Origin of the sequence: Arthrobacter sp. UC242_113, assembly GCF_044054585.1 — a bacterium.
Lineage (GTDB): Bacteria > Actinomycetota > Actinomycetes > Actinomycetales > Micrococcaceae > Arthrobacter.
In genome coordinates, this window is sequence record NZ_CP171968.1 from 3,326,162 (window position 1) to 3,352,365 (window position 26,204).

Below are 26,204 nucleotides of genomic sequence, written 5' to 3' on the forward strand. Positions count from 1 at the left end.
CCTCTTTTGATCGCCACGAAGGCGCGCCAGGCATTCCTGGCGCGCCTTCGTGGCGATCTTGTCTTTCTTCTTACTGTGCCACCTGTTACCGGGACACCCGCTGCTGCGCCACTGTTACTGCGCGACCTTGGCGAGGGTTTCGCGTTCGGCGGCGATGGTGGTGTTCTCGCCGTGTCCGGTCCTGACGGTGGTTTCCGCGGGGAGGGTGAGGAGCCGTTCGCGGATGGAGGTCAGGATGGTGGGGTAGTCGCTGTAGGAGCGCCCCGTGGCGCCGGGTCCGCCGTTGAACAGGGTGTCCCCGGTGAACACGGTGTTCTCGGTTTCGAGGTGGAAGCAGGTGGACCCGGGTGAGTGGCCCGGGGTGTGGATCGCCTTCAGCGTGGCCCCGCCGACCTGGAACTCATCCCCGTCCGCGATTGCCGCATCCGGGGTGGTGCCGGGGTAGACCTGTTCCCAGAGGACCTGGTCCTCCGGGTTCATCCAGATCGGGGCGCCGACGGCGTCCGCGACCTCGCGGGCGGCGCCGATGTGGTCGTTGTGCGCGTGCGTGAGCAGGATCGCTTTCACCGTCCGGCCGCGGACCTGGTTGATGATCGCGGCGGCGTCGTGCGGGGAATCAATGATCACGCACTCGGTCTCGTTGCCCACGATCCAGACGTTGTTGTCCACATCCCACGTCCCGCCATCGAGCGAGAACGTGCCCGAGGTGACGAGGTTTTCGATGGCCACACTCATGCGGAGGCCACCGCAGGCCCGGCAGCAGCCGCCGTGGAGGCGCCTGCGGACTGAATTTCGCCAACTGAGCTGATTTCGACCACTGAGCGCAGGACTTTGCCTTCGTGCATCTTCTCGAAGGCTTCCTCGACCTGGTCGATGGTGATCCGTTCGGACACGAACGCGTCCAGGTCAAGGTTGCCGGCCTTGTAGTGGGCCACGAGCATCGGGAAGTCCCGGGAGGGCAGGCAGTCCCCGTACCAGGAGGACTTCAGCGACCCGCCCCGCCCAAACACATCCAAAAGCGGCAACTCGAGCTGCATCTCCGGGGTCGGCACACCGACCAGGACCACCCGGCCGGCCAGGTCCCGGGCGTAGAACGCCTGCTTGTACGTTTCGGGCCGCCCCACGGCCTCGATCACCACGTCCGCGCCGTTCCCGCCCGTGAGTGCCCGGATCGCCTCGACCGGGTCAGAGCTGCGGGAGTTCACCCCGTGCGTCGCACCCAGGCTCTTGGCCATCTGAATCTTGTTCTCGTCGATGTCCACGGCGATGATCGTCGTGGCCCCGGCGAGCTTCGCGCCGGCGATCGCGGCGATGCCCACACCGCCGCAGCCGATCACGGCCACCGACTCCCCGCGCTTGACCTCACCGGTGTTGATCGCGGCACCGATGCCGGCCATCACACCGCAGCCCAGCAAACCGACCGCGGCCGGGTCCGCGTCCTCATCGACCTTGGTGCACTGCCCGGCAGCGACCAGGGTCTTCTCCGCGAACGCCCCGATCCCCAACGCCGGGGACAGTTCTGTACCGTCCTCCAGGGTCATCTTCTGCGCCGCGTTCGAGGTGTTGAAGCAGTACTGCGGCTGGCCCTTCGCACAGGCCCGGCACTGCCCGCACACCGCGCGCCAGTTCAGGATCACCCGGTCACCCGGGGCCACCTCCGTCACACCCTCGCCCACCGCGGAAACCACACCCGTGGCCTCATGGCCCAACAGATACGGGAACTCATCACCGATCCCGCCCAGCTTGTAATGCAGATCCGTGTGGCACACACCGCACGTCAGGACATCCACCAGAGCCTCGCCCGGACCCGGATCCGGCACCAGGATCGTCTCCACCGACACCGGAGCGTCCTTCGCCCTGACAACAACAGCCTTGACTTTATGAACCATGAGTAAGTGTTCCTTTCCTGAGTCCCGGGGACTCGTTGGCAACGGCACCCGTTGCCAATCTAGCTGACTCGTTGCGGTTCAAGATCATCGTCCATCGGTTCGAGGCCGTCCTCCGCGCCGCCGCCTGCCCTGACCGGCTGCGGCTGCCCGGCCTCACCCGCGGACGGGTGGGCCGCCACGGCAGCCGCATGCTCGGCGAGGACACCGGTCTGGTGCCTTATCTTCAGGCGGTAGAGCAGGGTGCCCCCGATGGTGACGGCGGCGACGAAGAGGACGCCGCCCCACTGGAAGTACCACTCGAACGGCGGCACCGAGTTGTAGATTTCGGGGCGCGGCCAGATCAGGTTGAGTGTCATCGCCCCTCCCCAGAGCACGGCGAGGATGTTCACTGGAAGTCCCCACTTACCCATGCTGAAGCCCGCGTCGCCCTGGCCTTCATCGCGCAGGGGCCACTTCTTCAGGAACCGCTTGCGCAGCATGGGAACGGTGACCAGCAGGTAGGACAGGTAGATCAGGACGATGCTGATGCTGGAAAGAATCGTGAAGATCGCCGGCTGCATGACATTGACAAGCAGCGGGATGACGGCCAGGACGCCGATCACGATGGCCGCAACGGTGGGGGTCCTGCGGACCGGGTCCACCTTGCTGAGCTGCCGGCTGAAGGGCAGGTTGTTGTCCCGGGCCATGGCGAACATCATCCGGATGGCGGCGGCGTGGACGGCCAGCGTGCAGACCACCACCGCCACAACGATGCACACGAGGAAGGCTTTGCCGAAGGGGCCACCCAGGACGGAGAGCACGATGTGCTGCAGGCCGCCGTCGGCAGCTCCGATCTTGGGGTCGGTGAGGTCCGGCGCGGCGAGGATGCCGAAGAGCAGGATCAGCCCGCCCAGCAGGAAGGAGGCCGTGACGGCGCGAAGGATGGCCTTGGGGGCGGTGCGCTTCGGGTCCTTGGTTTCCTCGCCGAGTGAGCTGGCGGTGTCGAAGCCGTACATGACGTAGCCGGACGCCATCGCGCCGATGAGGAAGACGCCGAAGAAGCCGAGGTCGTGGCCCTCGCCGAATCCGGCGGTGTCGAAGAAGACCTCGGGTCCCCGCGCCACGTGCCAGCCCAGCGCGAGGATGAGCAGTACGGCCGCGACCAGTTCGACGAACACGCCGATGCTGTTGATCCGGGTCATCAGCTTCACGCCGAACGCGTTGATGAGGGTGGAGATGGTGATCATGATGGTGGCGAGCAGAACTCCGTTAAGGGCGAAGTCGTAGGTCCCGGTGCCGTCACCGACGATCTGGAATCCGGACCACAGCTGCGGCAGGGTGATCTGCAGTGCCAGCGCCACGGACCCCAGCGCCATGATGGAGGACAGCAGCAGCAGCCAGCCGGCGAGCCAGGCCGAGGTCCCGGAGGCGAGGCGCTTGGCCCAGTTGTAGACCGAGCCGGCCACGGGGTAGCGGCCTGCCAGTTCGGCAAAACACAGCGCCACCATCAGCTGGCCGACGAAAACGATGGGCCAGGACCACGCGTATGCGGGGCCGGCCATGGAGAAACCAAAGTAGAACAGTTGAAATACGCCGGTGAGGATGGAGATGTAGCTGACGCCGGCGGCGAAGCTGGCGAACTTGCCGATGCTCCGGTCCAGGGTCTGGGCATAGCCGAACTCGTCCATGCCGCTTGAATCAGTACTCTTGCTGGGTTCCAACATCTGAACTCCTAAGTAAGAAAAGCACGATGGTGATGACCCGCGGCCGCCTTTGGACGCGGGTAACACTACACCCCCGTGAAACCGAATGCAGTTGGATTCACGCAGGTGTATCGACGGCCGGGCACCGTGCTGCAGCGCCCGGCCGTCTCCCCCAAAGTTGATGCCTAGCCGGCAGCGCCGAACCAGCCGCTCGGGGCGGGGGCGATGTTCTGCCAGATGTGCTTGGCTTCGCGGTACTCGGCCAGGCCTGCCTGGCCGAGCTCACGGCCGATCCCCGACTTCCCGAAGCCGCCCCATTCCGCCTGCGGGACGTACGGGTGGTAATCGTTGATCCACACCGTTCCGTGCCGGAGCGCACCCGCGACGCGCTGGGCCTTCGATGCGTCCGAGGTCCACACCGCGCCGGCCAGGCCGTACTCGGTGTCGTTTGCGATCGCGATGGCCTCGGCCTCGGTCCGGAACGTCTCGACTGTCAGCACAGGCCCGAACGATTCCTCCAGGAGCACGCTCATGCCGGATCGGCAGTTGCCAAGCACCGTCGGCGGGTAGAAGTACCCGTCAGCGAGCGGCCCGTCGTCGGGAATGTAGCCGCCGCACAGGAGCTCGGCGCCTTCTGCGATCCCGGCCTGGACGTAGGCGTGGACCTGGTCCCGGTGCTTTGCGGAGATGAGCGGGCCGGTCTCGGCGTCGGGATCGAAGGGGCCGCCCATCCGGATCTTCTTCGCCCGCTCCACGACCTCGGCCACAAAGCGCTCGGCGATCGTCTCCTCGACGACGAGCCGCGCCCCTGCCGAGCAGACCTGGCCGGAGTGCAGGAACACCGCTGTCAGGGCGTTGTCGACGGCGGCGTCCCAGTCCGCGTCCGCGAAGACGACGTTGGGGTTCTTCCCGCCGAGCTCGAAGGCAACGCGCTTCACGGTTTCGGCGGCGGCGGCCATGATCGTCTGACCCGTGGCCAGGCTTCCGGTCAGGGAGACCAAGTCCACGCGGGGGTCGGAGCTCAGCGGTCCGCCCACCTTCGACCCGGACCCGGTGACCAGGTTCGCGACGCCGGCCGGGACGCCCGCCTCGGCGAGGGTCTCCATGAGCAGGATCGAGGTGGACGGCGTGAGCTCGCTGGGCTTGAGCACGAACGAATTCCCCGCGACCAGTGCCGGCGCGACCTTCCACGCCGCCTGCAGCAGCGGGTAGTTCCACGGCGCAATCAGCGCGCAGACCCCGAGGGGCTCGTACACCACCCGGCTGATGGCATCCGCCCGGCCGGTGTCGATGACCCGGCCGGCGTCGAGCCCGGCGACCTTGCCGTAGTACCGGAAGCACGCTGCGATGTCGTCCATGTCGTACTCGGCCTCCACGAGCCGCTTACCCGTGTCCAGCGCCTCGGCCCGCGCATAGGCGGCCTTGTCCCGCTCAAGGAGGTCTGCGACGCGGAGCATGACCGCGCCGCGCTCGATGTCCGTGAGCCGGCGCCACGGGCCGTCGTCGAACGCGGCCCGTGCGCTGGCGATCGCCCGCTCCGCGTCCTCCACGGTCGACGAGGCGACGACGGCGACCTCGCGCCCGTCAGCCGGGCAGCGCACGGTGGTGGTCCCGCCGTCGGACGCCTGTTGCCAGGCGCCGTCGACGTACAGGCCCCGGACGAGCTTCAGTTCAGTATCGATCGTCACGCTCATCCCTAGCCCTTCGCCGCCGCGGTGGCTGCTACTGGCATTGATCCGCCGCGTTCCAGCGGACTCACGCCATGCCGGTAGAACTCGGCGTGCTGGGGCGCGAGCGGCGCCTTGCCGGCGATCAGGTCGGCAGCCTTCTCTGCGAGCATCATCACCGGGGCATAGATGTTGCCGTTGGTGACGTACGGCATGGCCGAGGCGTCCACCACGCGGAGGCCGCTGGTGCCGTGCACCGTCATGTCCAGCGGGTTGACCACTGCCATGGGATCGGAGTCCGGGCCCATCTTCGCGGTGCAGGACGGGTGCAGCGCCGTCTCGGCGTCGCGGGCCACCCAGTCGAGGATCTCCGCGTCGGTCTCCACGGCGCGGCCGGGGGACAGCTCGCCGCCGTTGAAGGGGCCCATGGCGGACTGGCCGAGGATGTCGCGGGCGACGTGGATCGCCTCGACCCACTCGCGGCGGTCCTGGTCGGTTGAAAGGTAGTTGAACAGCATGGACGGGTGCACCGTGGGATCAGTGGACTTGATCTTCAGGCTGCCGCGGGCGTCGGAGTACATGGGCCCGATGTGCACCTGGTAGCCGTGCTTGGCGTCTGCCTTCTGGCCATCGTAACGGACGGCCACCGGGAGGAAGTGGAACATCAGGTTGGGGTAGGCCACGTCCTCGTTGGAGCGGACGAAGCCGCCGCCCTCGAAGTGGTTGGTGGCCGCGGGGCCCTTGCGGCCCAGCATCCACTGCATGCCGATCCACGGCATGCGCCAGACGTCCAGGGCCGGCTGCATGGACACCGGCTGGGTGCAGGCGTGCTGGATGTATACCTCTAGGTGGTCCTGGAGGTTTTCGCCGACGCCGGGCAGGTTCACCACGGAGTTGATGCCCAGCGAGTTCAGGTGGGCGGCGTTGCCGACGCCGGAGAGCTGCAGCAGCTGCGGGGTGTTGATGGCGCCGCCGGCCAGGATCACTTCGCCCGCAGTCACCTGGTGGGTCTTGCCGTTGCGGCGGTAGGTGACGCCGGTGGCCACGTTGCCCTTGAAGTTGACCTTGGTGACGAGGGCCCGGGTCAGTACGGTCAGGTTCTTCCGGCCGAACTCGGGCCGCAGGTAGGCGCGGGAGGCGGAAAGCCGCTGGCCCTTGTGGACGTTGCGGTCGAACGCCGCGAAGCCCTCCTGGCGGTAGCCGTTGACGTCGTCGGTCAGGGGGTAGCCGGCCTGCTGGGCCGCGGCGAAGAAGGCCTGGAACAGCGGGTTGGTGGCGGGGCCCCGTTCGAGCACCAGCGGGCCGGAGTGTCCGCGCAGTTCATCGTCGGGATCTGCGGCCAGCGCGTTTTCCATCCGGTTGAAGTACGGGAGGCAGTGCGCGAAGTCCCACGTTTCCATGCCGGCGTCGGCGCCCCAGCGCTCGTAGTCGAGCGGATTTCCGCGCTGGAAGATCATGCCGTTGATGGAGCTGGAGCCGCCCAGGACCTTGCCGCGGGCGTGCGCCACCCGCCGGCCGCCCATGTGGGGCTCGGGATCGGATTCGTAGCGCCAGTCATAGAGCGGGTTGCCGCTGGGGAAGGTCAGTGCGGCGGGCATCTGGATGAAAAGGTCCCAGGGGTAGTCGCTCCGTCCGGCTTCGAGGACCAGGACGCTGCTCTGGCCTCCGTCGCTCAGGCGGTTGGCGAGCACGGAACCCGCGCTTCCGCCGCCGACGATGACGTAGTCGTAGTTGCTCTGTGTCATGCAAAATCTCCTTCTACCTGGTGCAAATCAGCGTTCACGAAGGTGTGAGTCCTTGGTTTGGCCTCAGGCCTTTAGGTGGCCGGTAGCCCTAACGCGATGTGGGGGTGACGGGTTGGTCAGAGGCTGCGGCGAGTGAAATTGTGCCTGGGCCGTAAACCGGGAGTCGGCGATGAAACGCCTTTATTTCCGCGGGACCCTGCTTGTGTGGTGTAGGTCATACACATGCAGAGTAGTCCAGGTTGAACAAGTGTTCAAGGTTAAAACTGAACTGATGTTCAAGAAGTTTTGGGCGCAGGCCGCCAGGGCACGGCCGTTCGTGGTCAGGGTTTGGTTTCGCTAGCCGGCGAAGGCGATCTGCTCCGTGCGGGCGAGGCTCCTCCGGATGGATGCCTCGTCTACGCCAAGCAGCGCCGTCAGCCACATGCCGTTTTGCACGACGACGATGTCGGCTGCCCGCTCCCTGCACTCCTCGCTGGAGAGCTCGGGTTTGGCATTCCCGATCAGCGTCGCGAGGCCATCCAGATACCGCTCAAACGCCGCCGCGTTAATCAGTCCAAAGTCTTCATGGGCTTGCGCGAGCGCCCAAAGGTGGAGTCGCAGGGACAGATATTGTGTGGTCAGGAGCTCCGGGCCGGCAACGCGCCGGAGGGCCGTGCGGAGCTGCTCGTCGGGGGGCGACGCGGGGTCGGCCGCGACCAGCCTGAGGTCGTGCTCGTCGATCCGGTGCAAGGCCGCACGGATCAGGCTCGACTTGTCCTCGTAGTAGTAATTCACGAGCCCCAGTGCGACGCCGGCTTCGCGGGCCACAGCGCGCATATTCACACCCGAAATGCCGTGGCGTGACAGCAGGCTGAGCGCCGCTTCAAGAATGCGTGCCTGCCTGTCTAGCTGTTCGCCGGAGTTCACGGTGCTTGTATCCACTTGGCCAGACTATGGCGAAACCCGTCACGGTGCATCCGTCAGGGGCGCGGGGCGGCCTTGAATGTGACGCGCGCGTCCAGGCCCGGGGCGCCCGGCCTGGCGCCGAGGGAGGCCGCGGCGCCGCTGGCTTCGGCGAGCTGTTGGACGATGGCCAGGCCCAGGCCGCTGCCCTCGGATGTCGACTGGCCGCGCCAAAAGCGGTTGAAGGCCTTCTGCCGGTCTTCCTCGGAAAGCCCGGGGCCGTCGTCGAGCACGTGAAGCTCATAACCTCCCGAAGTACCGTCAGGGCGGACCACCAGGCGGATCTCCGAGTCCGGCGGGGACACGGCCAGGGCGTTGTCGATGAGGTTGTCGATGATCTGTTCTGCCGCGCCGGGCATGGCCACCACCTTGGCCTCCGGAACCGCGTCCACTACCGTCCGCACCCCGCTTTCCTCGGCCAGCGCTTCCCACTGCTCCACGCGGTTCCGGGCGATCTCGCTGAGGTCCACATTCTCCCGGTCCACCTGTCGGCTGTCCGCCCGGCTCAGGAGGAGCAGGCCCTCGATGATGCGCTGTAGCCGGTATGTCTCCTCCAGGGAGTCGGCCACCATGACGCGCGCGCCGTCCGGATCGTTGCCGACGGCATCCACGGCGTTCTCCAGCCGCAGCCGCAGCCCCGTCAGCGGGGTGCGCAGCTGGTGGGACGCGTCGCTGGCGAACCCCCGCTGCTGCTGCAGGAGGTGCTCCAGGCGGTCCGCCATCTGGTTGAAGGACCGGGCCAGGGTGCGCAGCTCCGGCGGCCCCTGGTCCTCCTCGGTGCGGGTGGCGAGATTGCCTTCCGCGAGCAGTTCGGTGGCCTTCTGCAGTCGCTTGATCCGCCTGGTCACGGCCCCGGCCATCAGGTAGGCCAGCAGTCCCGCGAGCAGCACTGTGATGCCCGCAACCGCCCACATCACCCGCAGCTGGCCGGAGACGCGGTCGTCCACCACAGACGCCGGGTAAGTCAGGCGCACCGCGCCCGTGATGTTCTCGCCGCTCAGGACAGGAACGGTGACGTAAACCAGGTCGAACCCCAACGTGTCCGAGTGCCGCTGGCCCGAGGTGATCTGGCCGGCGAGCGCGGCGGAAATCTCGGGGCGTGAAAGGTAGGAGGCGCCGGTAGCCGACTGGTCGTCGTCGGACGTTGCCACGGCAGTACCGGAACGGTCCACCACCACCACGCGCGCCCCGCTGGCCTGGCCGTAATCGCGGACGGCGGCGGCCACGGTGCCGGGTGCCGGCCCGCCCGTTTCGAGCAGCTGCTGTGCCCGCCCGCTGAGCAGGAAGGCATCGCGTTCAAGGGAGGTGGCCAGCCTGTCGCGTTCCACCCGGACGAGGTAGCTGCCCAGCGGAATGTCCTGCACCAGCACCACCAGAAGCGTGATGGCCATGAACACGGAAATCAGCCGCCACCTCATCCGGGCGCGTCCAGCCTGAACCCTACGCCGCGCACCGCCTCGATCCAGCGGGGGTCGCCGAGCTTCTTGCGGATGGCTGCCACGTGCGCGTCCAGGGTCTTGGTGGTTCCGTACCAGGTGCCGTCCCACACCGCGCGCAGAATGTCGGTGCGCTGACACACGGCCCCGGGGTCCTCCGCGAGGTAGTACAGGAGCTCAAACTCCTTGGCGGTGAGGTGGATTTCGGTCCCGTCCACCTGGACCCTCCGGGAGCGCTGGTCGATGCTCAAGGTGCCGATGACGCGCGCGCCGTCAACCGGCGGGGTGGTCCCGGATTGCGGGTCGGCCGTGCGCCGGGCCACCGCCCGGATCCGGGCGACCAGCTCGCGCATCCCGAACGGCTTCACCAGGTAGTCGTCCGCCCCCAGCTCCAGGGCCAGCACCCGGTCGATTTCCTCGTCGCGGGCACTGACAATGATGATCGGCGTCTGTGTCAGGGACCGGATGGACCGGCAGACGTCCGTGCCGTCCATGTCCGGCAGGCCCAGGTCAAGGAGCACGAAGTCAGGGCTGGAGGATCGGACCTCGGCAAGCGCTCCTGCCCCGTCGGCAACGTGCCGGGCCTGGAAGCCGGCCCGGGTAAGGCCCTCCAGCACGCCCGCGGCCACCGATTCGTCGTCTTCAACCACCAGGATCTGCATATCCGATTATCTTCCGGCCGGAACGGTGCCGAGGCGAATAGCCACGGCCTGGACAGGCTAATTCTTCGAGCTTTGACAATTCTTGGCCCCTCAAGGTCCCCCAGCCGCCCCCCTCCATCCCCAAACCCTCTCTCACTACCTGCGGGAAAAACCCGGACGCGTCCGCACCGATTGCGGAAGGGGTGACCAAAAGCCCGCAAAAGCTGAGGGAGCGTCGGGAGAAACACAGCGAAAAGTGAAGGAGCGTCGACACCGGGTTCACGCAGGCCGAGCCGGCTGAGCGTGTTGCCCCTGTGGCGTGACAAGTCTGTAGAGACAGGAGTTAATAGAGGCATGCCTGCTACCCCTGAACCGCGCCGCGCCGTCGTCATCGAGGATGATCCGGACATCCGCGGTTTGCTGGTCCGGGTGTTGACGAAGCAGGGTTTCGAAGTCACCGAGGCCGGTGCCGGCTTCCCGGGCATCGAGGCCGTGCGAAACAGCAAGGCGGACCTGGTCACGCTGGACCTGAACCTTCCCGATCTGGACGGGCTGGAGGTCTGCAAGCGGCTGCGCGAGTTCTCGGACGCGTTCATCATCATGCTCACGGCCAGGGTGGACGAGCTGGACAAGCTCACCGGCCTGGACAACGGGGCGGACGACTACATCAACAAGCCCTTCAGCCCGCGGGAATTCCAGTCCCGGATCAACGCACTGTTCCGCCGTTCCCGCACAACCGCAGCGGACGAGGCCGCCCGAAACGACCTCCGCCGCGCCGCCGAGGTGCAGCAAAGCCTGCTCCCCCGCGAGGAGGTCCGCCTGGACGGCTACGAGGTGGCAGGCGTGTTCCGCCCCTCGCGCAGCGTGGGCGGGGACTTCTACGACTGGTACCAGACGCCGGACGGGCTGCACCTGACGTTCGCCGACGCCATGGGCAAGGGCATGGGCGCCGCCCTCATCGCGGCCACCGCCCGTGCGGTCATGCGTTCGATCCGCGACGAGTCGGACCTGGGCATTGCCTTCGGCCTGGCCAGCCGCTCGATCGCGTCGGACCTGGACGTCTCGGGATCCTTCGTGACGCTGTTTCACGCCCGGCTGGACGCCGGTTCCGGAAAAGTCAGCTACGTCGACGCCGGCCACGGCCTCGCGATCCATCTGCAGGCCGACGGCGGTGCGCAGCGGCTTCCGTCCGCCGGCCCGCCCGTCGGGGCCTGGGCCGATGCCAGCTGGACCGAAGCGGTCCTGGACCTTGCCCCCGGCGACTCGCTCGCCGTCGTGAGCGACGGCGTCCTTGACGTCTTCGGCTCTGTTGAGGAGTTCACCGACGCCGTCCGCCGGTCGACGCACGGGCAGCCTACGGCGGAGGCGGCCTGCGCCGCCTTGCTCCAACTGGCCCCGGCCGACACGGCGGAGGACGACGTCACAGCGGTTGTGGTGCGGCGCCTGGCCGGAACGGCTGCGCAGTGACGCGTTTCTGGACCCGGGTGGTGGTCCTCCTGACGGTACTCCTCGGGATCAACTACATCGCCTGGCGGTGGCTGGCGTCACTGAACTGGGAAGCCTGGTGGATCGCCGTGCCGCTCGTGGCCGCGGAGACCTACAGCCTCATCGACGTCATGCTGTTCGGCATGACCGTGTGGCGCCTGAAGATCCGCAAGGCCGCGCCACCGCCCCCCGCCGACGCCACCGTGGACGTCTTCATCACCACGTACAACGAGCCGCTGGACCTCGTGATGACCACGGCCCTCGCGGCGAAGCGCATCCGGCATCCGCACAGCACGTGGATCCTCGACGACGGCGCCCGCCCCGAGATGCAGCGCCTCGCCGAGGAGCACGGGCTGGGGTACGTCACCCGCAGCGCGGACTGGAAGAACATGCCCCGGCACGCGAAGGCCGGCAACCTGAACAACGCCCTGATGGTCACCGAGGGCGAGTTCCTGCTGATCCTCGACGCCGACCAGATCCCCGAGCCGGACATCCTCGACAAGACGCTGGGCTACTTCACCAACCCCAAGGTTGCACTGGTGCAGACGCCGCAGTACTTCAGCAACGTCCCCGCCTCCGATCCCCTGGGCAGCCAGGCGCCGCTGTTCTATGGCCCCATCCAGCAGGGCAAGGACGGCTGGAATGCGGCCTTCTTCTGCGGCTCCAACGCCGTCCTCCGCCGCGAGGCCCTCATGCAGCTAGGCCTGGTGGGATACGTCAAGGAGACGGAAAAGAGCATCCGCCGCGCCCTGGCGGCCTCCCAGTCGGCCATCCGCAAGGCCCGGAAGTCGGCCGATTCGGACAACCTCCTCGTGGCCCAGATGCTGGACGAGGTGGAGGCCGCCACCACGGAGGCCCGGCGCAGGCTCGACGACGGGGAATCCCTCAGCGAGATCACCTACCGGGTGCGCCGGAAGGTGGACGAGGCTGTCCAGGCCCTCGTCCAGGCCGATGTGTCAGCGCTGCAGGCCGACCTTGAGGAAATCGCCGCCATGGAACTGGCGCACGTGGGTCATTCCGGCGTCCCCGTGGTGGCCGACGACGCGGTGCAGCGCATGTCCGCGCGGGACTGGTCCCCGCTTGGTGCCATCGAATCGGTGCAGGCCGTGCTGGACGCACTCTCCGTGGAACGAACCGGCGAAGCCCAGCCCGTCATGCCGCTGGCCACCATCTCCGTGACCGAGGACATGGCCACGGCCATGCGCATACACGGCATGGGATGGGAGAGCGTCTATCACCACGAGGTCCTCGCCTACGGCCTCGCCCCGGAGGATCTCGCCACCATGCTGACGCAGCGGCTGCGCTGGGCGCAGGGCACTATCCAGGTGATGATCCGGGAAAACCCGCTGGTGCAGCGCGGCCTGAAACTGGGCCAGCGGCTCATGTACTTCGCCACCATGTGGACGTACCTGAGCGGCTTCGCTGCGGTGATCTACTTTGCCGCCCCCATCGTGTACCTGCTGCTCGGGATTCTGCCGGTCACCAGCCTCAGCACCGACTTCTTCATCAGGTTCATTCCGTTCATGGTGGTCAACCAGCTGCTGTTTGCCATCGCCGGCCGCGGTATCCCCACCTGGCGTGGGCAGCAGTACAGCCTTGCGCTGTTCCCCACCTGGATCAAGGCATGTACGACGGCGGCCCGGAACGTCTGGTTCGGGCGCCCCCTGGGGTTCGCCGTCACCCCCAAGGACCGCCAGACCGGCGGCCCCAGCTGGAGCCTGATCCGGCCGCAGATCGTGGTGTCCGTACTGCTGGCCATCTCGTCGGTGGTGGGCATCGCGCGGCTGCTCGCGGGCATGTCCGAACCGATCGGTACGCTGGTCAACGTGGCCTGGGTGGTGTTCGACCTCGTGGTCATGAGCATCCTGGTCCGGGCCGTTCTGTATAAGGGTTTTGAAGCAGAGGATTCCGCGCCGGCGGCTGTTCCGGCAGAGGATTTGATCGAAGAGAGGAAGACGGATGGATCTTAGTTACGAGGTCAGGGACTCATACGCCGAAATCAAGGCCGCCGGCCGCCTGAACATGGTGTCAGCGCCTAAGCTCAGGGAGTTCGTGGCGGACGTTGTCGCTTCGGGATCCAGCCGGATCGTGGTGAACCTCGAGGACACCGCTTTCATGGATTCCTCCGGACTTGGAGCCCTCATCGGCTGCCTGAAAGCGGCCCGGCAGGCAGGCGGCGACCTCCGGATCGCAGCCGTCCAGCCACAAGTGAAGATGGTCCTGGAGCTGACCAGCATGGACCGGGTACTGACGTCCTATGCCACCGCTGAGGAGGCGTTCGGCAATGACTGACGTCCTGGCCCGCCGCAGCTTCCGGAGCGTGGCGGCACCCGAGGCCGTCGACGCCGTGCACAGCCAGCTGGACGACATCTGGGAGGACGCCCCGTTCGTTCCCGACATGGACCGGATGACGTTTGCCACGGCCGTGATCGAGGCCGCCGCCAACGTGGTCCAGCACGCAAAGCCGGAATCGGCGGACCCGGTGGAACTGGGCGTGGACATCTGCATCCGGCTGTCGAGCCTGCGGGCCAAGGTCAGCGCATTCGGCGCCGCCAGCCCGGCCCTCGACGACGCCGCCCCCGCCATGCCCGGCGAGGATGCCGAGTCCGGGCGCGGACTGGCCCTGATCCGCGCGCTGGTCACCACCGTGACGTTCACCCGGCAGGACGGGACGAACACCTGGATCCTGGACAGGGATCCCCTTGGTACCTGAGCCCCGTCACGGCTCCCAGGCCTATCCCATTCCTAGGCCTGAGCGAATCCTTGGCTGATGCCGCGCATTTGCAGCGCTTCCGCGGAGAACTTGACGGTACCTTGAGCGGATTATGAGACTGCCCAAATTACTTGCTACCGCCATCGCCGCCCTGTGCGTTGCCCTGCCGGCCGTCACAGCGGCCGGCATCACTCCGGCCCAGGCCGCCACTGCTGCTATCAAGCTCGACGCCGGCTCCGGCCCGGCAGGCACCACTGTCACTGTCACCGGAACCGGGTTCCCCAAGAAGGGTGCCGGAACGCTTAGCGCCGGTGCCAACACGGTTCCATTCACGGCCAGCGCCTCCGGCTACTTCACGGCTGCCGTTGTCATTCCGGAGAGCGCCGATACAGTGGTTCCGGTAACGGCCGTGTCCGGCAAGGTGTATGCGTCGGCCCCGTTTACCCTCACGTACAGCTCCCCCTCCGCCGCCGATCCCGCTCCCGCGGCAACCACCGGATCCGCCCCGGCTGGGGAGTCCATCGCAGCCTTAAGTGCGCCCTCAGCACCGCAGCCCAGCACGTCGCTCCTGCGCTTCGGGGCGGGTACACCTGGCGGCCCGCTGGCCTCGGCCGAGCTCGACGAGGTGGCCGCGCTGGCCGGGGAGGCGCCGTCGATCATCCTGTCCTACAAGGATTTCAACCAGGCGCCGCCGCTCGCCGAACTTGATGCCGCCCGCAGCCGCGGTGCCGTGGTCCTCCTGACGTGGGAGCCGTGGGTCTGGGGAGCAGGGACCTCCCAGCCCGCCTACTCGCTGGACCGCATCATTGCGGGTGACTTCGATCCCTACATTCGGCAGTGGGGCCAGGCATTGGCGAACTGGGGCCATCCGGTGATGCTGCGCTTCGGACACGAGATGAACGGCAACTGGTACCCGTGGTCTGAACAGCTCAACGGGAACGGTGCCGGCGACTACGTTGCCGCCTGGCGGCACGTCCACGACGTCGTCGCCTCCACCGGCGCGTCCAACGTGACCTGGGTGTGGAACCCGAATGTGCCGTACTGGGGCTCCACGCCGCTGGACGTCCTCTACCCGGGACCTGTCTACGTGGATGCCGTGGCCCTCGACGGCTACAACTGGGGCACGTCGGCGTCCTGGAGCACCTGGGTCTCGCCCTCCCAGCTCTTCGGGGACGGCCTGGCCCAGCTCCGGACACTGGCCCCCGCCAAGCAGATCCTGATCGGCGAGACGTCCTCGGCAGAGCAGGGTGGGTCGAAGGCCGAGTGGACATCGTCCCTGGTGGGCTACCTCGCCGCCCAGGGGGACGTCACGGCCCTGACCTGGTTCCACTTCAACAAGGAAACGGACTGGCGGATCAACAGCAGCCAGGCTGCCGCGGACGCCCTGCGCAACGCTCTGGCCGCCCGCCGCGGCTAGCACGGGGCAGGCCCGGGTCCGGTCAGCGGGTGGGAGTCAGGTGGGGATGATGCGGAACAGGAACCGGGTCCGGACCATGATCCAGAGCAGCGCCAGGATCACCGCGTAGGCGGCGGTGTTGAACAGCACCCTGCCCTCCTGCAGCGCCGGGATGTTCGCGATGACGGCGATCAGGGCCACGTGGATGATGAAGACGTACAGCGTGGCCCCGCCTAACGGGATCAGGAACCAGCCCAGGGCTCGGTGGACTGGCCTCCAGTACGCCGTTAACAGCGCATAGGCGGCCACCACCAGCACCAGGACGTTCAGCAGCCGTCCCAGGCCGAGGTAGGTGCGGCCGAAGTAGGAGTCATACAGCGCGCGGTATGCCGTGTCCGGAAGGATGGCCACGCGGACGTCGAAGCTGTTGGCCAGGTACGGGTTGCCCCAGGCCAGGAATGCGAGCCCGGCGGACAATACGGTGCATGCCACCACCACCCAGGAATGCGTACCCAGCCAGGCGATCATCCGGTGCCGGTGGTAGCCGGCCACCATGCCCACAACGAACAGCACCTGCCAGACCAGCAGCGGGAAGGAATCCTCGAACTCGGACGGCAGGAGCCGGATCCGGAAGATTGCCCCCACCGCGTACAGCGCCGTGGTGGCGGCGAGCACCCACGCCGCCTTTCCCCGCGACAGGGCCCAGAGGACCAGCGGGCTTGCCAGGAGCAGGATCACGTACAGGCCCATGACATTGAACTGCCAGGGTCCGAACTGCAGCAGCAGGATGCCGGGGATGACCTCCGGTGCCACCGGGAAGTGCAGCAGCGAATCCATTCCGGCGTACAGGTCGTAGGAGCGGCCCGCTCCCCCGCGGCCCGCCGCCCCCGTGCCCTGGTCCACGAAAGACGTCAGGGTATCCGCGTTGATGGCGGGAATCAGCGAGATCAGGAAGACCCCGATCAGCACCGTGAGCGCGGTGGCATACAGCTTACCGGCGCGTTTGGTGGTGTGGTCAACCACGTCACCGAAGTTGTCCTTCACCCGGGGACCGAACACCATTCCGAGCACGAGCCCGGAGAACAGCACAAAGAGTTCGGCGCCCGAGACGAAGCCCACTGCTTCCTGGGTGAACAGCTGGAACAGCGAGGTCATACCCACGTGGTTGACCACCACAAACACGATGGCCACTCCGCGCAGGAAGTCCACGCGGGAATCCCGGGAGGAGGGGTCGGCGTAGGCCCAGCCCGCCGCCCGGGGCAGGACGCGCGGAAGCAGCCAGAGGAGGCTTACGACGGCGGCCAGGATACCCGCCGTCGTCCACGCGCCGATTCCGTCGAGCGCTTTCCCCACCCCGCCTGATTCGTCACCGGCCAGGCTGCCGCGGGCCGTCACTGGCCCGGTCACCAGGGCTGAGTCCGCCGGCCGCACGCTGGCGGCCGTGGCGATGCCGGGCTGTCCCGTCAGCCGCCAGTCGATCGCTGCCACCCCGGTATCCCGGGTGCTCGTCCGCTCGTCCCAGACAACGGCGCCGATGTTTTTGAAGCGTGCGGACGAGGCGACGTCGAGCACCTGGTTCCACCAGGCCAGCTTGATGTCCGACTCTGCCGAACCGCCCGTGTTGGAGCTGAAAAATGCGGCCGTCTGGAGCATCAGAGGCTTGCCGATGCCCTGCACGTAGTGCGCGTAGAAGTCGCCGTAGCCGCCGCGGCCATCGTGGCCGGTGAGCATGCCGGCCAGCTCACCGTCGGCCGGAAGCGTGTTGACGGCGGACCCCCCGCCGGTGTCGTCGTGGTAGGCGCCCAGGCCGGACCACTCCACGGCGTTGTCGCCGGGGTAGTACGGGGAGTAGGCGTCATCGGCGCCGTCCCAGCGTCCGTCACGGTTGGTGTCCAGCAGCTTGAAACCGTCAGACCCCTGGGCCGGGGCGTTGCGGTTCCGTTGGAACGGGTAGTCGCGGCCCAGGAAGGGCTGCCACACCATGACGGTTCCGGCGTCGTCCTGGGACTTGAAGGCCGCGGCCACGGCCCGGAACGCGTTCCTGTAGGCCTCGGGCTGCTGGCCCCAGGAGACCCAGCTGGTGTTCATGTCGGGCGCGAACTTGATATACACCTTGCCCTCGAACCCGGCGCTGAGTTGTCCCACGGCCCGGGCAAACCCTGCGGCGTCCTCGGCGGACACCTGGTCCAGGGACCGCGAGGGTTTGACCGTCAGCAGGGCATGGGCCCCCTGCGAGTCGCTTTGCCGGAAGAATTCGCGGATGTGGACGTTCTCGGAGTCCTGCAGTGGGAACGCGATGTCGTGCCCGAAGACGGCCGGGGTGGAGCCCAGGCGTTCCGAGAAACCGGCCGCACTGTCCTCGCCCCACTCCAGTGCGGCGCCCAGGAGCGGCCCGTCCCCGGCAGCGGTCTCCCCGGTGGCCGGCGCCGCGGCTGCCTGCACCGGACCGGCCGCCAGCAGGACTACTGGCAACAGGGCGAGCAGAATTACCAGCAGGAATGCGCGGCTCGCAACCCTGCCCACAGCGCCGTTCACACGGCAGCCGGGAAGGTCAGCACCACGGTGGTTCCGCCGCCGGGGGTCTCCGTCAGGGTCAGGTCACCCCCGTGCGACTGGGCGATCCGCCTGCAGGTAGCCAGGCCCAGACCGGATCCCGGGCCGTCCCCTTCCCGGTGTAGGCGGACCAGGGGCTCCAGCGCGCGCTGCCTGTCCTCTGGCCTGATTCCCTTGCCGTTGTCCGCCACAAGGACCGCGGTTCCGTGGTAGTTCGAGACCGCGGTGACGCGGATTTCCAGGGGGCGCTCCGGGCTGCGATAGTTCAGAGCATTGGAGAGCAGGTTCTGCAGCAGGGCGCGCAGCTGGAGCGGATCCGCGTGCAGCCTCGCGTCATCCGACTCCAGCGTGGCCCCGTTCCCGAATGGGATGCCGAGGTCGCGCGCAGCGTCCGAGACGGCCTCGCGCAGCGAAACCAGCTGCGGATGCAGGGCGCCGCCCACCTTCGAATAGTCCAGGACGTCCTCGAGCATGGCCAGCATGCGGCGGCCGCTGGCTCCGATGAGCTGCAGGTACTCGGCGGCCGGATGCTCCGGCGGCATGTCGGGATCGTCCTCGCTTAGTTCCACGTAGCCAAGGATCGTGGTCAGCGGAATGCGCAGGTCATGGCTGACGCGGCCAGCGAAGTCGCCGAGCTTGGCATTGCTCCGCCGCACTTCATCCAGCGCCACGTTCAGCTGCAGCGTCCGGTGCTGGAGTTCCAGAAGTTCCACCGTCTGCTGGGCGAGGAGCTCCAGCATGGCGATCTGCTCCGGCTCGGGGTTTGCCGGCGCATCCGAGAAAACGCACAGTGAGCCCAGCACGAAGCCCGAGGCGGTCTCCAGCGGCACGGAGGCGTAAAAGCGGACGCGGGCAATCTCGCCGGTCACAAAAGGATTATTGGCAAAGCGCGGGTCCTGGGAGGCATCGCTGACCACGGTGGTCTCCCGGGTCAGGAAGACCCCGGCGCACATCGAGTCTTCACGGGAGCAGATGCCCGGTTCGACACCTGACGACGCAATCTGGCGCTGCTGGTCGGCGGTAATCACGTTCACCACGCCAAAGGGCACGTGGCACAGCTTGGCCGCCAGGTCCACGAGACTGTCCAAAGCGGTGCGGGCAGCATCCGTGCGGGCGGCGCCGGTGTCGGAAGCGCCACCAACGGGCTGGACGGTAGTGCCGTCCTGGTCGCCCAGCAGCCCGTATGCCTGCAGCGTGGCCTGCCGGTCGTAATCCTGCTCGGGGAGCGTCCGAGCGCTGCTGCCTTTCATCCGTCCCCTATCGCCGCACGGGACTTCGACCCAGCGTCAAGTCCCCCGCCGCCGATACTATCCGGCCAAGCTCAATGCCTGTTGTAGTCTCTTGACACCGGCCGATACCCTCGGCTTCACTATTACGTATGCTGAAATAACAGTTCCATGATGCGGAACTCGGTGATCCCTCGATGAGGGGTGGCCGACTCGCCGGAAGAAGATCCGGACCTCCGCATAGCCGTCACCATGGATGCCAGCATCTGCTTGAGGATCACAACGTGAAGCTTGCCGAATTCAATGCCGCGGACAGGGAGGCTGCCAACGCAGTCCTGCGCCCCTGCATCGACGTCCCGCGCTGGGTGGACCAGATCGCCGGGGCGCGCCCGTTCGCCTCCCGCCAGGAGCTCCTCGACGGAGCCCGGGCCGCCGCCGCGCCGTTCACGCCGGACGAGGTGGAAGGCGCCATGGCCCACCATCCGAGGATCGGCGAACGTCCCGCCGCGCAGACCACCGAGGCCGCCATGTCCCGGTCCGAGCAGGCAGGCGTGGACCCGGCGGATGGCGGCGTGGCGGACGCCCTAGCGCGCGGCAACCGCGCCTACGAGGAAAAGTTCGGCCGGGTCTTCCTGATCCGCGCCGCGGGCCGCACGGCCCCTGAAATCCTGGCAGCCCTGAACGAGCGCCTGGCCAATACCCCGGCGCAGGAAGACGCGATCGTCGCGCAGCAGCTGCGGGAAATTGCCCTGCTGCGCCTGGAAGGAGTGATCACCGAATGAGCGTTTCCCACGTAACAACCCACGTCCTGGACACCGGTGCCGGACGCCCGGCGGCGGGTATCGCCGTCGTGCTTTACGCAAACGACGGCGGCAGCTGGACAAAGCTGGGCACCGGCACCACCGATGCGGACGGCCGCGCGAAGGACTTGGGACCGGAGGTCCTGGCCCCCGGGAACTACCGGCTAACTTCGCCACCGGCGACTACTACGCGCAACAGGGCGGCACGACATTCTTCCCGGAGGTGGACCTGGTCTTCGAGGTCACCGGCACCGAGCACTACCATGTGCCGCTGCTGCTGAGCCCGTTCGCCTACTCCACCTACCGCGGCAGCTGAAAGGAAACAGAATGCGGCTGATGCGCATTGGCCCGGCGGGCAACGAGGTACCTGTGGTCATCGACGACGACGGCCAGGCCTACGATCTGCGGCCGGTCACCCAGGACATCGACGGCGACTTCCTCCAGACCTGGGCCGGCCAGCTCCCGGACCTGGACCTGTCCGGCCTCCCCAGGGTGGCCCTCGATGGCAAACGGATCGGTGCGCCGATCGCCAGGCCCGGCGCCGTGATCGGCGTGGGGCTGAACTACGCCGCGCACGCTGCAGAATCCGGCTTGCCCGTGCCGGAGCGGCCCATCATCTTCTTCAAGCATCCCAACACCGTGGTTGGTCCGGACGACGACGTCGTCATCCCGCCAGGGGCGCAGCGTGTGGACTGGGAGGTGGAGCTGGGCGTCGTAATCGGCCGGCGTGCCAGCTATCTGGCATCCGACGCCGAGGCGGCGGACTGCATCGCGGGTTACGTCCTGTCCAATGATGTCTCGGAGCGCGAGTACCAGCTGGAGCATTCCGGGCCGCAGTGGTCGCTGGGCAAGTCATGCCCCACCTTCAACCCGGTGGGGCCCTGGCTGGTTCCCGCCGTGGCGGTGGACGCAGACGGCATCCGCCTTGCTTCCTGGGTCAACGACGAGGTCCGGCAGGACAGCTCCACCGCGGACATGGTGTTCGGACCTGCCGAACTGGTCCGCCGGCTCTCGCAGTACATGGTGCTCGAACCCGGCGACCTCATCACCACCGGCACCCCGGAGGGCGTGGCCCTGTCCGGCCGTTTCCCGTATCTGCAGGCGGGGGACGTCATGCGGATGTCCGGCGGGGAGCTGCTGGGCGAGCAGCGGCAGCGGCTGGTGCAGGCGGGGCCGCAGGCCTGAGCACGCTGAACCTGCCGGGGCAGGCCGGCGGGCGGGATGACAGTAGGCTAGATGGCATGTCTTCCGACCAGCCCACCCCTGAACGGCACGAAACACCCGACCTCGGGATTCCTGAACGGCGCGAGATCACCGTCCGGCGCGCCCCCAAGTATGTTCCCTTCCTGATCCTGGGCGGGCTGGTGGGCTTCGCCGCGGCGGCCGTCATTGCGTACGCCCTCCCCGGCGATGCCAGTTATGACCGCGGCGCCGTGTACGGCTTCTTCATGGTGCCGTGCGCCGCGGCCGGTGTGATTCTCGGCGCAATTGCCGCCCTGGTGCTGGACCGCACCAGCGTGCGCCGCGCCCGCCGCGGCGTCGTCGAAGCGGTGCCGGAAGCGGAGCTTTCCGCACCAGGCACGGCACCAATCACGCACCCGGCCGCCGAGCCGGGCACAGCGCCGGGCCCTGCACGGAAGCAGAACACGGGCACCGAACCGGAGCAGACCACGGACGACGGCGGGCCAGGCCAGCGGTCATAATCGGGCGGCCGGAATTTCCATACCCCATGACGTGAGATAATCGACCAGTGGCACGCGGCGATGGAAAACTTTCTCATGATCTTCTCCCTGGCGAAAAGGGCCCACAGGACGCTTGCGGCGTCTTCGGGGTCTGGGCACCAGGTGAAGAAGTAGCAAAACTTACCTACTACGGGCTGTACGCGTTGCAGCACCGCGGTCAGGAGTCGGCTGGCATAGCAACCAGCGACGGCAAGCGGATCAACGTCTACAAGGACATGGGCCTCGTATCCCAGGTCTTCGACGAGACCACGCTTAACACCCTGACCGGGCACCTGGCCGTCGGCCACTGCCGCTACTCCACCACCGGCGCCAGCCACTGGGCCAACGCCCAGCCCACCCTCGGTGCCACCAGCACCGGCACGGTGGCCCTGGCGCACAACGGCAACCTGACCAACACCGCCGAACTCAATGCCATGATCCTGGAACGCAACGGCGGCCAGCTCAGCGGCGAAATGAAGCAGGGCAACACCTCGGACACCGCCCTGGTGACGGCACTGCTGGAAGGTGAAGAGGGCAAGTCCCTCGAACAGACCGCCATCGAGCTGCTCCCCAAGATCAAGGGCGGCTTCTGCTTCGTCTTCATGGACGAGGGCACCCTGTACGCCGCGCGGGACACCTACGGCATCCGCCCCCTGTGCCTCGGCCGGCTGGAACGCGGATGGGTGGTGGCGTCCGAACAGTCCGCCCTGGCCACCGTGGGTGCCAGCTTCATCCGCGAAATCGAACCCGGCGAATTCATCGCCATCGATGAGCAGGGCGTGCGGTCCCAGCGCTTTGCGGAGCCGACGCCGGCCGGTTGCGTTTTCGAATACGTCTACCTCGCGCGCCCCGACGCCGCCATTGCCGGGCGGTCCGTGTACGAATCCCGCGTGGAGATGGGCCGCCAGCTGGCCCGCGAGAACACACAGGAAGCGGACATTGTCATCCCGGTCCCGGAATCCGGCACCCCCGCAGCCGTGGGCTACGCCGAAGAATCCGGCATCCCCTTCGCGCACGGCTTCGTCAAGAACTCCTACGTGGGCCGCACGTTCATCCAGCCGTCGCAGACGCTGCGCCAGCTCGGCATCCGGCTGAAGCTCAACGCGCTGGAGTCCGTGATCCGCGGCAAGCGCGTGGTGGTGGTGGATGACTCGATCGTCCGCGGCAACACGCAGCGCGCCATCGTCCGGATGCTCCGTGAGGCCGGCGCCGCCGCCGTGCACGTCAAGATTTCCTCCCCCGCCGGTCCAGTGGCCCTGCTTCTACGGTATTGACTTCGCCTCCCGCGCCGAGCTGATCGCCAACGGCGCCACGATCGAAGAGATCTCCCAGGCCATCGGCGCAGACTCGCTGGCCTACATCTCCGAAGACGGCATGATCGGCGCCACCCAGCAGCCCCGCGAACGGCTCTGCACCGCCTGCTTCACCGGCAAGTACCCCATCGAGCTCCCGGGCTCGGACAAACTGGGCAAGAACCTGCTGGAGCGCACGGACCTCGGCGGCCTGCCGGCCACCTCGGCAGGCAGCGCCCCGGCCGCCACCGGTGACGCCGCCGCGGAAGCCGCCGTCGAACCGGCCACCGCCACACCGGGCAATCCGGACAGCATCCCCGTCACCGAGGACCCCGCCGAGAAGCCGGGCGCCACCGGCTGCGATCCGGGGCCGGACGCCGAGTTCGAGAACCTGCTCACCGACGCCGACCGCGTGCCCGATCTCCACCACGACGCTGCGACCGTCGGCGCTGACAAGAAAGAGTCCTGATGACTTCCGCTTCCTCCACTGCTGGCATGAATGCTGCCCAGAACAACACCGGCATCACCTACGCGGCCGCCGGTGTGGACGTCGAGGCCGGCGACCGCGCCGTCGAACTCATGAAGGACGCCGTGAAGGCGACCCACAACGCATCGGTGATTGGCGGCGTCGGCGGTTTCGCGGGCCTGTACGACGTCTCGAAGCTCCTGACCTACAAGAAGCCTCTGCTCGCCACCTCCACGGACGGCGTCGGCACCAAGGTGGCCATCGCCCAGGCCATGGACATCCACGACACCATCGGCTACGACCTCGTAGGCATGGTGGTTGACGACATCGTGGTGGTGGGCGCCGAGCCGCTGTACATGACCGACTACATCGCCTGCGGAAAGGTGGTTCCGGAGCGCATCGCGGACATCGTCCGCGGCATCGCGGCCGCCTGCTCCGTTGCCGGCACCGCACTGGTGGGCGGCGAAACCGCCGAGCACCCCGGCCTCCTGGGCGAACACGAGTACGACGTCGCCGGTGCCGCCACCGGCGTTGTGGAAGCTGACGCGCTGCTCGGACCGGACCGCGTTCGCGAAGGCGACGTGGTGATCGGCATGGCCTCCTCCGGCCTGCACTCCAACGGCTACTCGCTGGTCCGGCGCGTCATCAACCACGCCGGTTGGGCCCTGGACCGCCAGGTCTCCGAACTTGGCCGCACGCTGGGCGAGGAACTGCTGGAACCCACCCGCGTCTACGCCGCCGACTGCCTGGACCTCGCGCGGGCCTTCCCCGTTACCGCGGACAAGGCCGTGCATGGCTTCAGCCACGTCACCGGCGGCGGGCTCGCCGCCAACCTGGCGCGCGTGCTGCCGCAGGGCCTCGTGGCCACCGTTGACCGCTCCACCTGGGAGCTGCCCGCCATCTTCAAGCTCGTCTCCGAGCTGGGCCGCGTCCCGCTGCCCGACCTGGAGCGCACGCTGAACCTCGGCGTCGGCATGGTGGCCGTGGTCTCCGCCGAAGCCGCAGACGCCGCCGTGGCCCGCCTCAACGAGCGCGGGCTGCCGTCCTGGATCATGGGCTCCGTCAGCGCCGATTCCGACGCCGTGGTCAAGACCGGCCCGGACTACGTGCAGGGCGCCAAGGGCGTGGACGGCGGCGCCGTCCAGCTGGTCAACGCCTACGCATAAATACCTCATCGAGTGCTCCGTACCCGCCCTTTAGGACCTTCATAAGGGCAGTTACGGAGCACTCGACGTTTAAATCGGCAGCGGTTACACCTCCAGGACGCTGAACACGCCGCCCTGCGGGTCCTTCAGGGTGGCGATGGTGCCGCCGTCGTCGTCGAACTCCGGCTCCACCAGCACCTCGGCTCCGGCTGCTACGGCCGACAGCACGGCCTCCTTGACGCTGGAGACGCCGAAGTAGACCTGCCAGCCGCGGCTGCCGGGCTCGTCCCTGTCCTCGCCGTCCTCGTCCTCTTGCGGGGCTCGGGCAATGCCGGCCACCTCCGCGCCGTTCACCATCAGCGTGGTGTACGTGCCGCCGTCGTCCTGCGGGTATTCGGTCACCTCGTGGCCGAACAGCTGCTGGAAAAACCCGACGGCGGCCTGCGGCTCGGGCGTGAGCAGTTCGGCCCAGGCGAACGCGCCGGGCTCGTTGTGCCGCCCGCTGCCTGGGTGGGTTCCGGCCTGCCAGACGCCGGTGGCACCGCCGCCCGGCGGCTCCACAAACACCATGCTTCCGGTGTCCCCGATGTCCTCCGGTCCGAACTGCACTGAGCCGCCGGCATGGTCGGCTTCCTCCGCGGTGGACCGGGCGTCGTCCGTGGCAAAGTAGATGTTCCACTGCGCGGGCCGCTGTGTGCCACCCTGCTGGGGCTGCGGTGCCACCGTTGCCACGACGTCGTCGTCCAGGAAGGCCTTCGCGTAGCTACGGCCGTCGGGGGTCGGAAAGTCCTCGTACCGCCACCCGAACACGGCGGCGTAGAAAGCCTTGGCAGCAGCCACATCCGGCGTCTGGACGTCCGTCCAGCAGAGCTCTCCGAGGCTGTACCCGCTGCGCTGAACCATGCGTCCGTACCCTTTCGTTGGCTGAATTCTTTCCAGCCTAGTTCCTGAAGGGCACGGTTCCTACGGGCGGATACCCGGGCGGACCTGCGCGGAAACGCCAAAGGCCCGTTGGGCACGCCAAAGACCGGCATGCCCAACGGGCCTGATAACTATGGTGTACGACGGCGGCTCGCAGCCAACTGCCTTAAGGCAGTTCAGCGGGAACGACTAACCGATACGACGGCTGTCTACCTCGTCGTCGTCTTCATCCAAATCGTCCGCGTACTTATCCACGTAGGCTGAATAGTCCGGCTCGACCGGTTCATTCGCGAAATGGCTCGTGGCACGACTTCCCGGACCCGTGAGCTCTCGCTGTAGGGCCGAATAATCAGTGTTCGGGGAGTAGTACTTGATGTCCCGAGCCTGCTTGGTAGCTTTTGCCTTTTGACGGCCGCGCCCCATGGCGTGACCCCCTTTTGTACTTGGACCGGAGGTGGTCACCTTTGGCGATCGGTGAGGCCCC

The 26,204-nt window shown here is 67.5% G+C and carries 21 protein-coding genes and 2 pseudogenes; 11 read left to right on the top strand and 12 right to left on the bottom strand.

Features of this window, described 5'->3' with window-relative positions:
- Nucleotides 1-114: 114 nt before the first annotated feature.
- From ACHMXB_RS15210 to ACHMXB_RS15245, 8 genes are all read right to left on the bottom strand, one after another.
- Nucleotides 115-735, bottom strand: coding sequence for an MBL fold metallo-hydrolase (locus tag ACHMXB_RS15210; protein WP_395399623.1), 621 nt, complete (start codon nt 733-735; stop codon nt 115-117).
- Nucleotides 732-1,889: an S-(hydroxymethyl)mycothiol dehydrogenase gene (locus ACHMXB_RS15215; RefSeq protein ID WP_395399625.1), complete on the bottom strand. Its 1,158-nt coding sequence runs from the start codon at nt 1,887-1,889 to the stop codon at nt 732-734. The genes ACHMXB_RS15210 and ACHMXB_RS15215 overlap by 4 nt, the downstream gene beginning before the upstream one ends.
- 59 nt (nt 1,890-1,948) lie before the next feature.
- Nucleotides 1,949-3,592 (bottom strand): APC family permease, encoded by a 1,644-nt coding sequence (locus tag ACHMXB_RS15220; RefSeq protein ID WP_395399627.1) that lies wholly within the window; start codon nt 3,590-3,592, stop codon nt 1,949-1,951.
- Nucleotides 3,593-3,756: 164 nt separating this feature from the next.
- Entirely contained in the window at nt 3,757-5,265 is a 1,509-nt protein-coding gene (locus tag ACHMXB_RS15225) for an aldehyde dehydrogenase family protein (RefSeq protein ID WP_395399629.1), read from the bottom strand.
- A 2-nt stretch (nt 5,266-5,267) separates the two neighbouring features.
- Complete coding sequence (gene betA, locus ACHMXB_RS15230; RefSeq protein ID WP_395399631.1) at nt 5,268-6,983, bottom strand: choline dehydrogenase; 1,716 nt, start codon at nt 6,981-6,983, stop codon at nt 5,268-5,270.
- Nucleotides 6,984-7,319: 336 nt separating this feature from the next.
- Nucleotides 7,320-7,904, bottom strand: a complete 585-nt coding sequence (locus tag ACHMXB_RS15235; RefSeq protein ID WP_395399633.1) for a TetR/AcrR family transcriptional regulator — start codon at nt 7,902-7,904, stop codon at nt 7,320-7,322.
- Between the two features lie 38 nt (nt 7,905-7,942).
- On the bottom strand, nt 7,943-9,343 hold the full coding sequence (locus tag ACHMXB_RS15240; protein WP_395399635.1) for an ATP-binding protein: 1,401 nt from the start codon (nt 9,341-9,343) through the stop codon (nt 7,943-7,945).
- Nucleotides 9,340-10,023: a response regulator transcription factor gene (locus ACHMXB_RS15245; RefSeq protein WP_395399637.1), complete on the bottom strand. Its 684-nt coding sequence runs from the start codon at nt 10,021-10,023 to the stop codon at nt 9,340-9,342. Before ACHMXB_RS15245 ends, ACHMXB_RS15240 begins: the two co-directional genes overlap by 4 nt.
- 333 nt (nt 10,024-10,356) lie before the next feature.
- On the opposite strand from ACHMXB_RS15245, the gene ACHMXB_RS15250 reads away from it, so the two are divergent.
- From ACHMXB_RS15250 to ACHMXB_RS15270, 5 genes are all read left to right on the top strand, one after another.
- Nucleotides 10,357-11,469, top strand: a complete 1,113-nt coding sequence (locus ACHMXB_RS15250; protein ID WP_395399639.1) for a PP2C family protein-serine/threonine phosphatase — start codon at nt 10,357-10,359, stop codon at nt 11,467-11,469.
- Nucleotides 11,466-13,457, top strand: coding sequence for a glycosyltransferase family 2 protein (locus ACHMXB_RS15255; RefSeq protein ID WP_395399641.1), 1,992 nt, complete (start codon nt 11,466-11,468; stop codon nt 13,455-13,457). The genes ACHMXB_RS15250 and ACHMXB_RS15255 overlap by 4 nt, the downstream gene beginning before the upstream one ends.
- The gene (locus ACHMXB_RS15260; RefSeq protein ID WP_395399643.1) at nt 13,447-13,779 is read left to right on the top strand and encodes an STAS domain-containing protein; all 333 of its coding nucleotides are present in this window, start codon (nt 13,447-13,449) and stop codon (nt 13,777-13,779) included. The genes ACHMXB_RS15255 and ACHMXB_RS15260 overlap by 11 nt, the downstream gene beginning before the upstream one ends.
- The gene (locus ACHMXB_RS15265) at nt 13,772-14,200 is read left to right on the top strand and encodes an ATP-binding protein (protein ID WP_395399645.1); all 429 of its coding nucleotides are present in this window, start codon (nt 13,772-13,774) and stop codon (nt 14,198-14,200) included. Before ACHMXB_RS15260 ends, ACHMXB_RS15265 begins: the two co-directional genes overlap by 8 nt.
- Nucleotides 14,201-14,312: 112 nt before the next feature.
- A complete protein-coding gene (locus ACHMXB_RS15270; RefSeq protein WP_395399647.1) occupies nt 14,313-15,617 on the top strand; it encodes a glycosyl hydrolase in 1,305 nt (434 codons plus the stop codon).
- A gap of 36 nt (nt 15,618-15,653) precedes the next feature.
- Here ACHMXB_RS15270 and ACHMXB_RS15275 read toward each other — a convergent pair whose 3' ends face one another.
- Nucleotides 15,654-18,131: an OpgC family protein gene (locus ACHMXB_RS15275; protein ID WP_395399649.1), complete on the bottom strand. Its 2,478-nt coding sequence runs from the start codon at nt 18,129-18,131 to the stop codon at nt 15,654-15,656.
- Nucleotides 18,128-19,399 carry an ATP-binding protein gene (locus ACHMXB_RS15280; RefSeq protein ID WP_395399651.1) on the bottom strand — a complete coding sequence of 424 codons (1,272 nt, stop codon included), beginning with the start codon at nt 19,397-19,399 and terminating at the stop codon, nt 18,128-18,130. Before ACHMXB_RS15280 ends, ACHMXB_RS15275 begins: the two co-directional genes overlap by 4 nt.
- A 260-nt stretch (nt 19,400-19,659) precedes the next feature.
- Here ACHMXB_RS15280 and uraD point away from each other — a divergent pair, with 260 nt between their 5' ends.
- From uraD to purM, 6 genes and pseudogenes are all read left to right on the top strand, one after another.
- Entirely contained in the window at nt 19,660-20,157 is a 498-nt protein-coding gene (gene uraD, locus ACHMXB_RS15285) for a 2-oxo-4-hydroxy-4-carboxy-5-ureidoimidazoline decarboxylase (RefSeq protein ID WP_395399653.1), read from the top strand.
- Nucleotides 20,154-20,491: pseudogene (gene uraH, locus ACHMXB_RS15290) on the top strand (hydroxyisourate hydrolase). The gene uraD and the pseudogene uraH overlap by 4 nt, the downstream one beginning before the upstream one ends.
- A gap of 11 nt (nt 20,492-20,502) precedes the next feature.
- Nucleotides 20,503-21,360 (top strand): fumarylacetoacetate hydrolase family protein, encoded by an 858-nt coding sequence (locus ACHMXB_RS15295; RefSeq protein ID WP_395399655.1) that lies wholly within the window; start codon nt 20,503-20,505, stop codon nt 21,358-21,360.
- 56 nt (nt 21,361-21,416) lie between these two features.
- Entirely contained in the window at nt 21,417-21,878 is a 462-nt protein-coding gene (locus tag ACHMXB_RS15300; RefSeq protein WP_395399657.1) for a hypothetical protein, read from the top strand.
- A gap of 47 nt (nt 21,879-21,925) precedes the next feature.
- Nucleotides 21,926-23,657, top strand: a pseudogene (gene purF, locus ACHMXB_RS15305) (amidophosphoribosyltransferase).
- Nucleotides 23,657-24,820, top strand: coding sequence for a phosphoribosylformylglycinamidine cyclo-ligase (gene purM, locus ACHMXB_RS15310; RefSeq protein WP_395399659.1), 1,164 nt, complete (start codon nt 23,657-23,659; stop codon nt 24,818-24,820). The pseudogene purF and the gene purM overlap by 1 nt, the downstream one beginning before the upstream one ends.
- 84 nt (nt 24,821-24,904) lie before the next feature.
- Here the strand turns inward: purM and ACHMXB_RS15315 are convergent, their stop codons facing one another.
- Together ACHMXB_RS15315 and ACHMXB_RS15320 are read right to left on the bottom strand one after the other, a co-directional pair.
- Nucleotides 24,905-25,702: a VOC family protein gene (locus ACHMXB_RS15315; protein ID WP_395399661.1), complete on the bottom strand. Its 798-nt coding sequence runs from the start codon at nt 25,700-25,702 to the stop codon at nt 24,905-24,907.
- A 207-nt stretch (nt 25,703-25,909) separates the two neighbouring features.
- Nucleotides 25,910-26,143 (bottom strand): DUF3073 domain-containing protein, encoded by a 234-nt coding sequence (locus tag ACHMXB_RS15320; protein WP_003803040.1) that lies wholly within the window; start codon nt 26,141-26,143, stop codon nt 25,910-25,912.
- Between the last annotated feature and the right edge of the window lie 61 nt (nt 26,144-26,204).

Excerpts from the sequence above, each read along its gene's own strand:
- ACHMXB_RS15210 (WP_395399623.1), bottom strand. The coding sequence starts at position 735 with ATGAGTGTGGCCATCGAAAACCTCGTCACCTCGGGCACGTTCTCGCTC.
- ACHMXB_RS15215 (WP_395399625.1), bottom strand. The coding sequence starts at position 1,889 with ATGGTTCATAAAGTCAAGGCTGTTGTTGTCAGGGCGAAGGACGCTCCG.
- ACHMXB_RS15220 (WP_395399627.1), bottom strand. The coding sequence starts at position 3,592 with ATGTTGGAACCCAGCAAGAGTACTGATTCAAGCGGCATGGACGAGTTC.
- ACHMXB_RS15225 (WP_395399629.1), bottom strand. The coding sequence starts at position 5,265 with ATGAGCGTGACGATCGATACTGAACTGAAGCTCGTCCGGGGCCTGTAC.
- betA (WP_395399631.1), bottom strand. The coding sequence starts at position 6,983 with ATGACACAGAGCAACTACGACTACGTCATCGTCGGCGGCGGAAGCGCG.
- ACHMXB_RS15240 (WP_395399635.1), bottom strand. The coding sequence starts at position 9,343 with ATGAGGTGGCGGCTGATTTCCGTGTTCATGGCCATCACGCTTCTGGTG.
- ACHMXB_RS15245 (WP_395399637.1), bottom strand. The coding sequence starts at position 10,023 with ATGCAGATCCTGGTGGTTGAAGACGACGAATCGGTGGCCGCGGGCGTG.
- ACHMXB_RS15250 (WP_395399639.1), top strand. The coding sequence starts at position 10,357 with ATGCCTGCTACCCCTGAACCGCGCCGCGCCGTCGTCATCGAGGATGAT.
- ACHMXB_RS15260 (WP_395399643.1), top strand. The coding sequence starts at position 13,447 with ATGGATCTTAGTTACGAGGTCAGGGACTCATACGCCGAAATCAAGGCC.
- ACHMXB_RS15265 (WP_395399645.1), top strand. The coding sequence starts at position 13,772 with ATGACTGACGTCCTGGCCCGCCGCAGCTTCCGGAGCGTGGCGGCACCC.
- ACHMXB_RS15270 (WP_395399647.1), top strand. The coding sequence starts at position 14,313 with ATGAGACTGCCCAAATTACTTGCTACCGCCATCGCCGCCCTGTGCGTT.
- ACHMXB_RS15280 (WP_395399651.1), bottom strand. The coding sequence starts at position 19,399 with ATGAAAGGCAGCAGCGCTCGGACGCTCCCCGAGCAGGATTACGACCGG.
- ACHMXB_RS15295 (WP_395399655.1), top strand. The coding sequence starts at position 20,503 with ATGCGGCTGATGCGCATTGGCCCGGCGGGCAACGAGGTACCTGTGGTC.
- ACHMXB_RS15300 (WP_395399657.1), top strand. The coding sequence starts at position 21,417 with ATGTCTTCCGACCAGCCCACCCCTGAACGGCACGAAACACCCGACCTC.
- purM (WP_395399659.1), top strand. The coding sequence starts at position 23,657 with ATGACTTCCGCTTCCTCCACTGCTGGCATGAATGCTGCCCAGAACAAC.
- ACHMXB_RS15315 (WP_395399661.1), bottom strand. The coding sequence starts at position 25,702 with ATGGTTCAGCGCAGCGGGTACAGCCTCGGAGAGCTCTGCTGGACGGAC.
- ACHMXB_RS15320 (WP_003803040.1), bottom strand. The coding sequence starts at position 26,143 with ATGGGGCGCGGCCGTCAAAAGGCAAAAGCTACCAAGCAGGCTCGGGAC.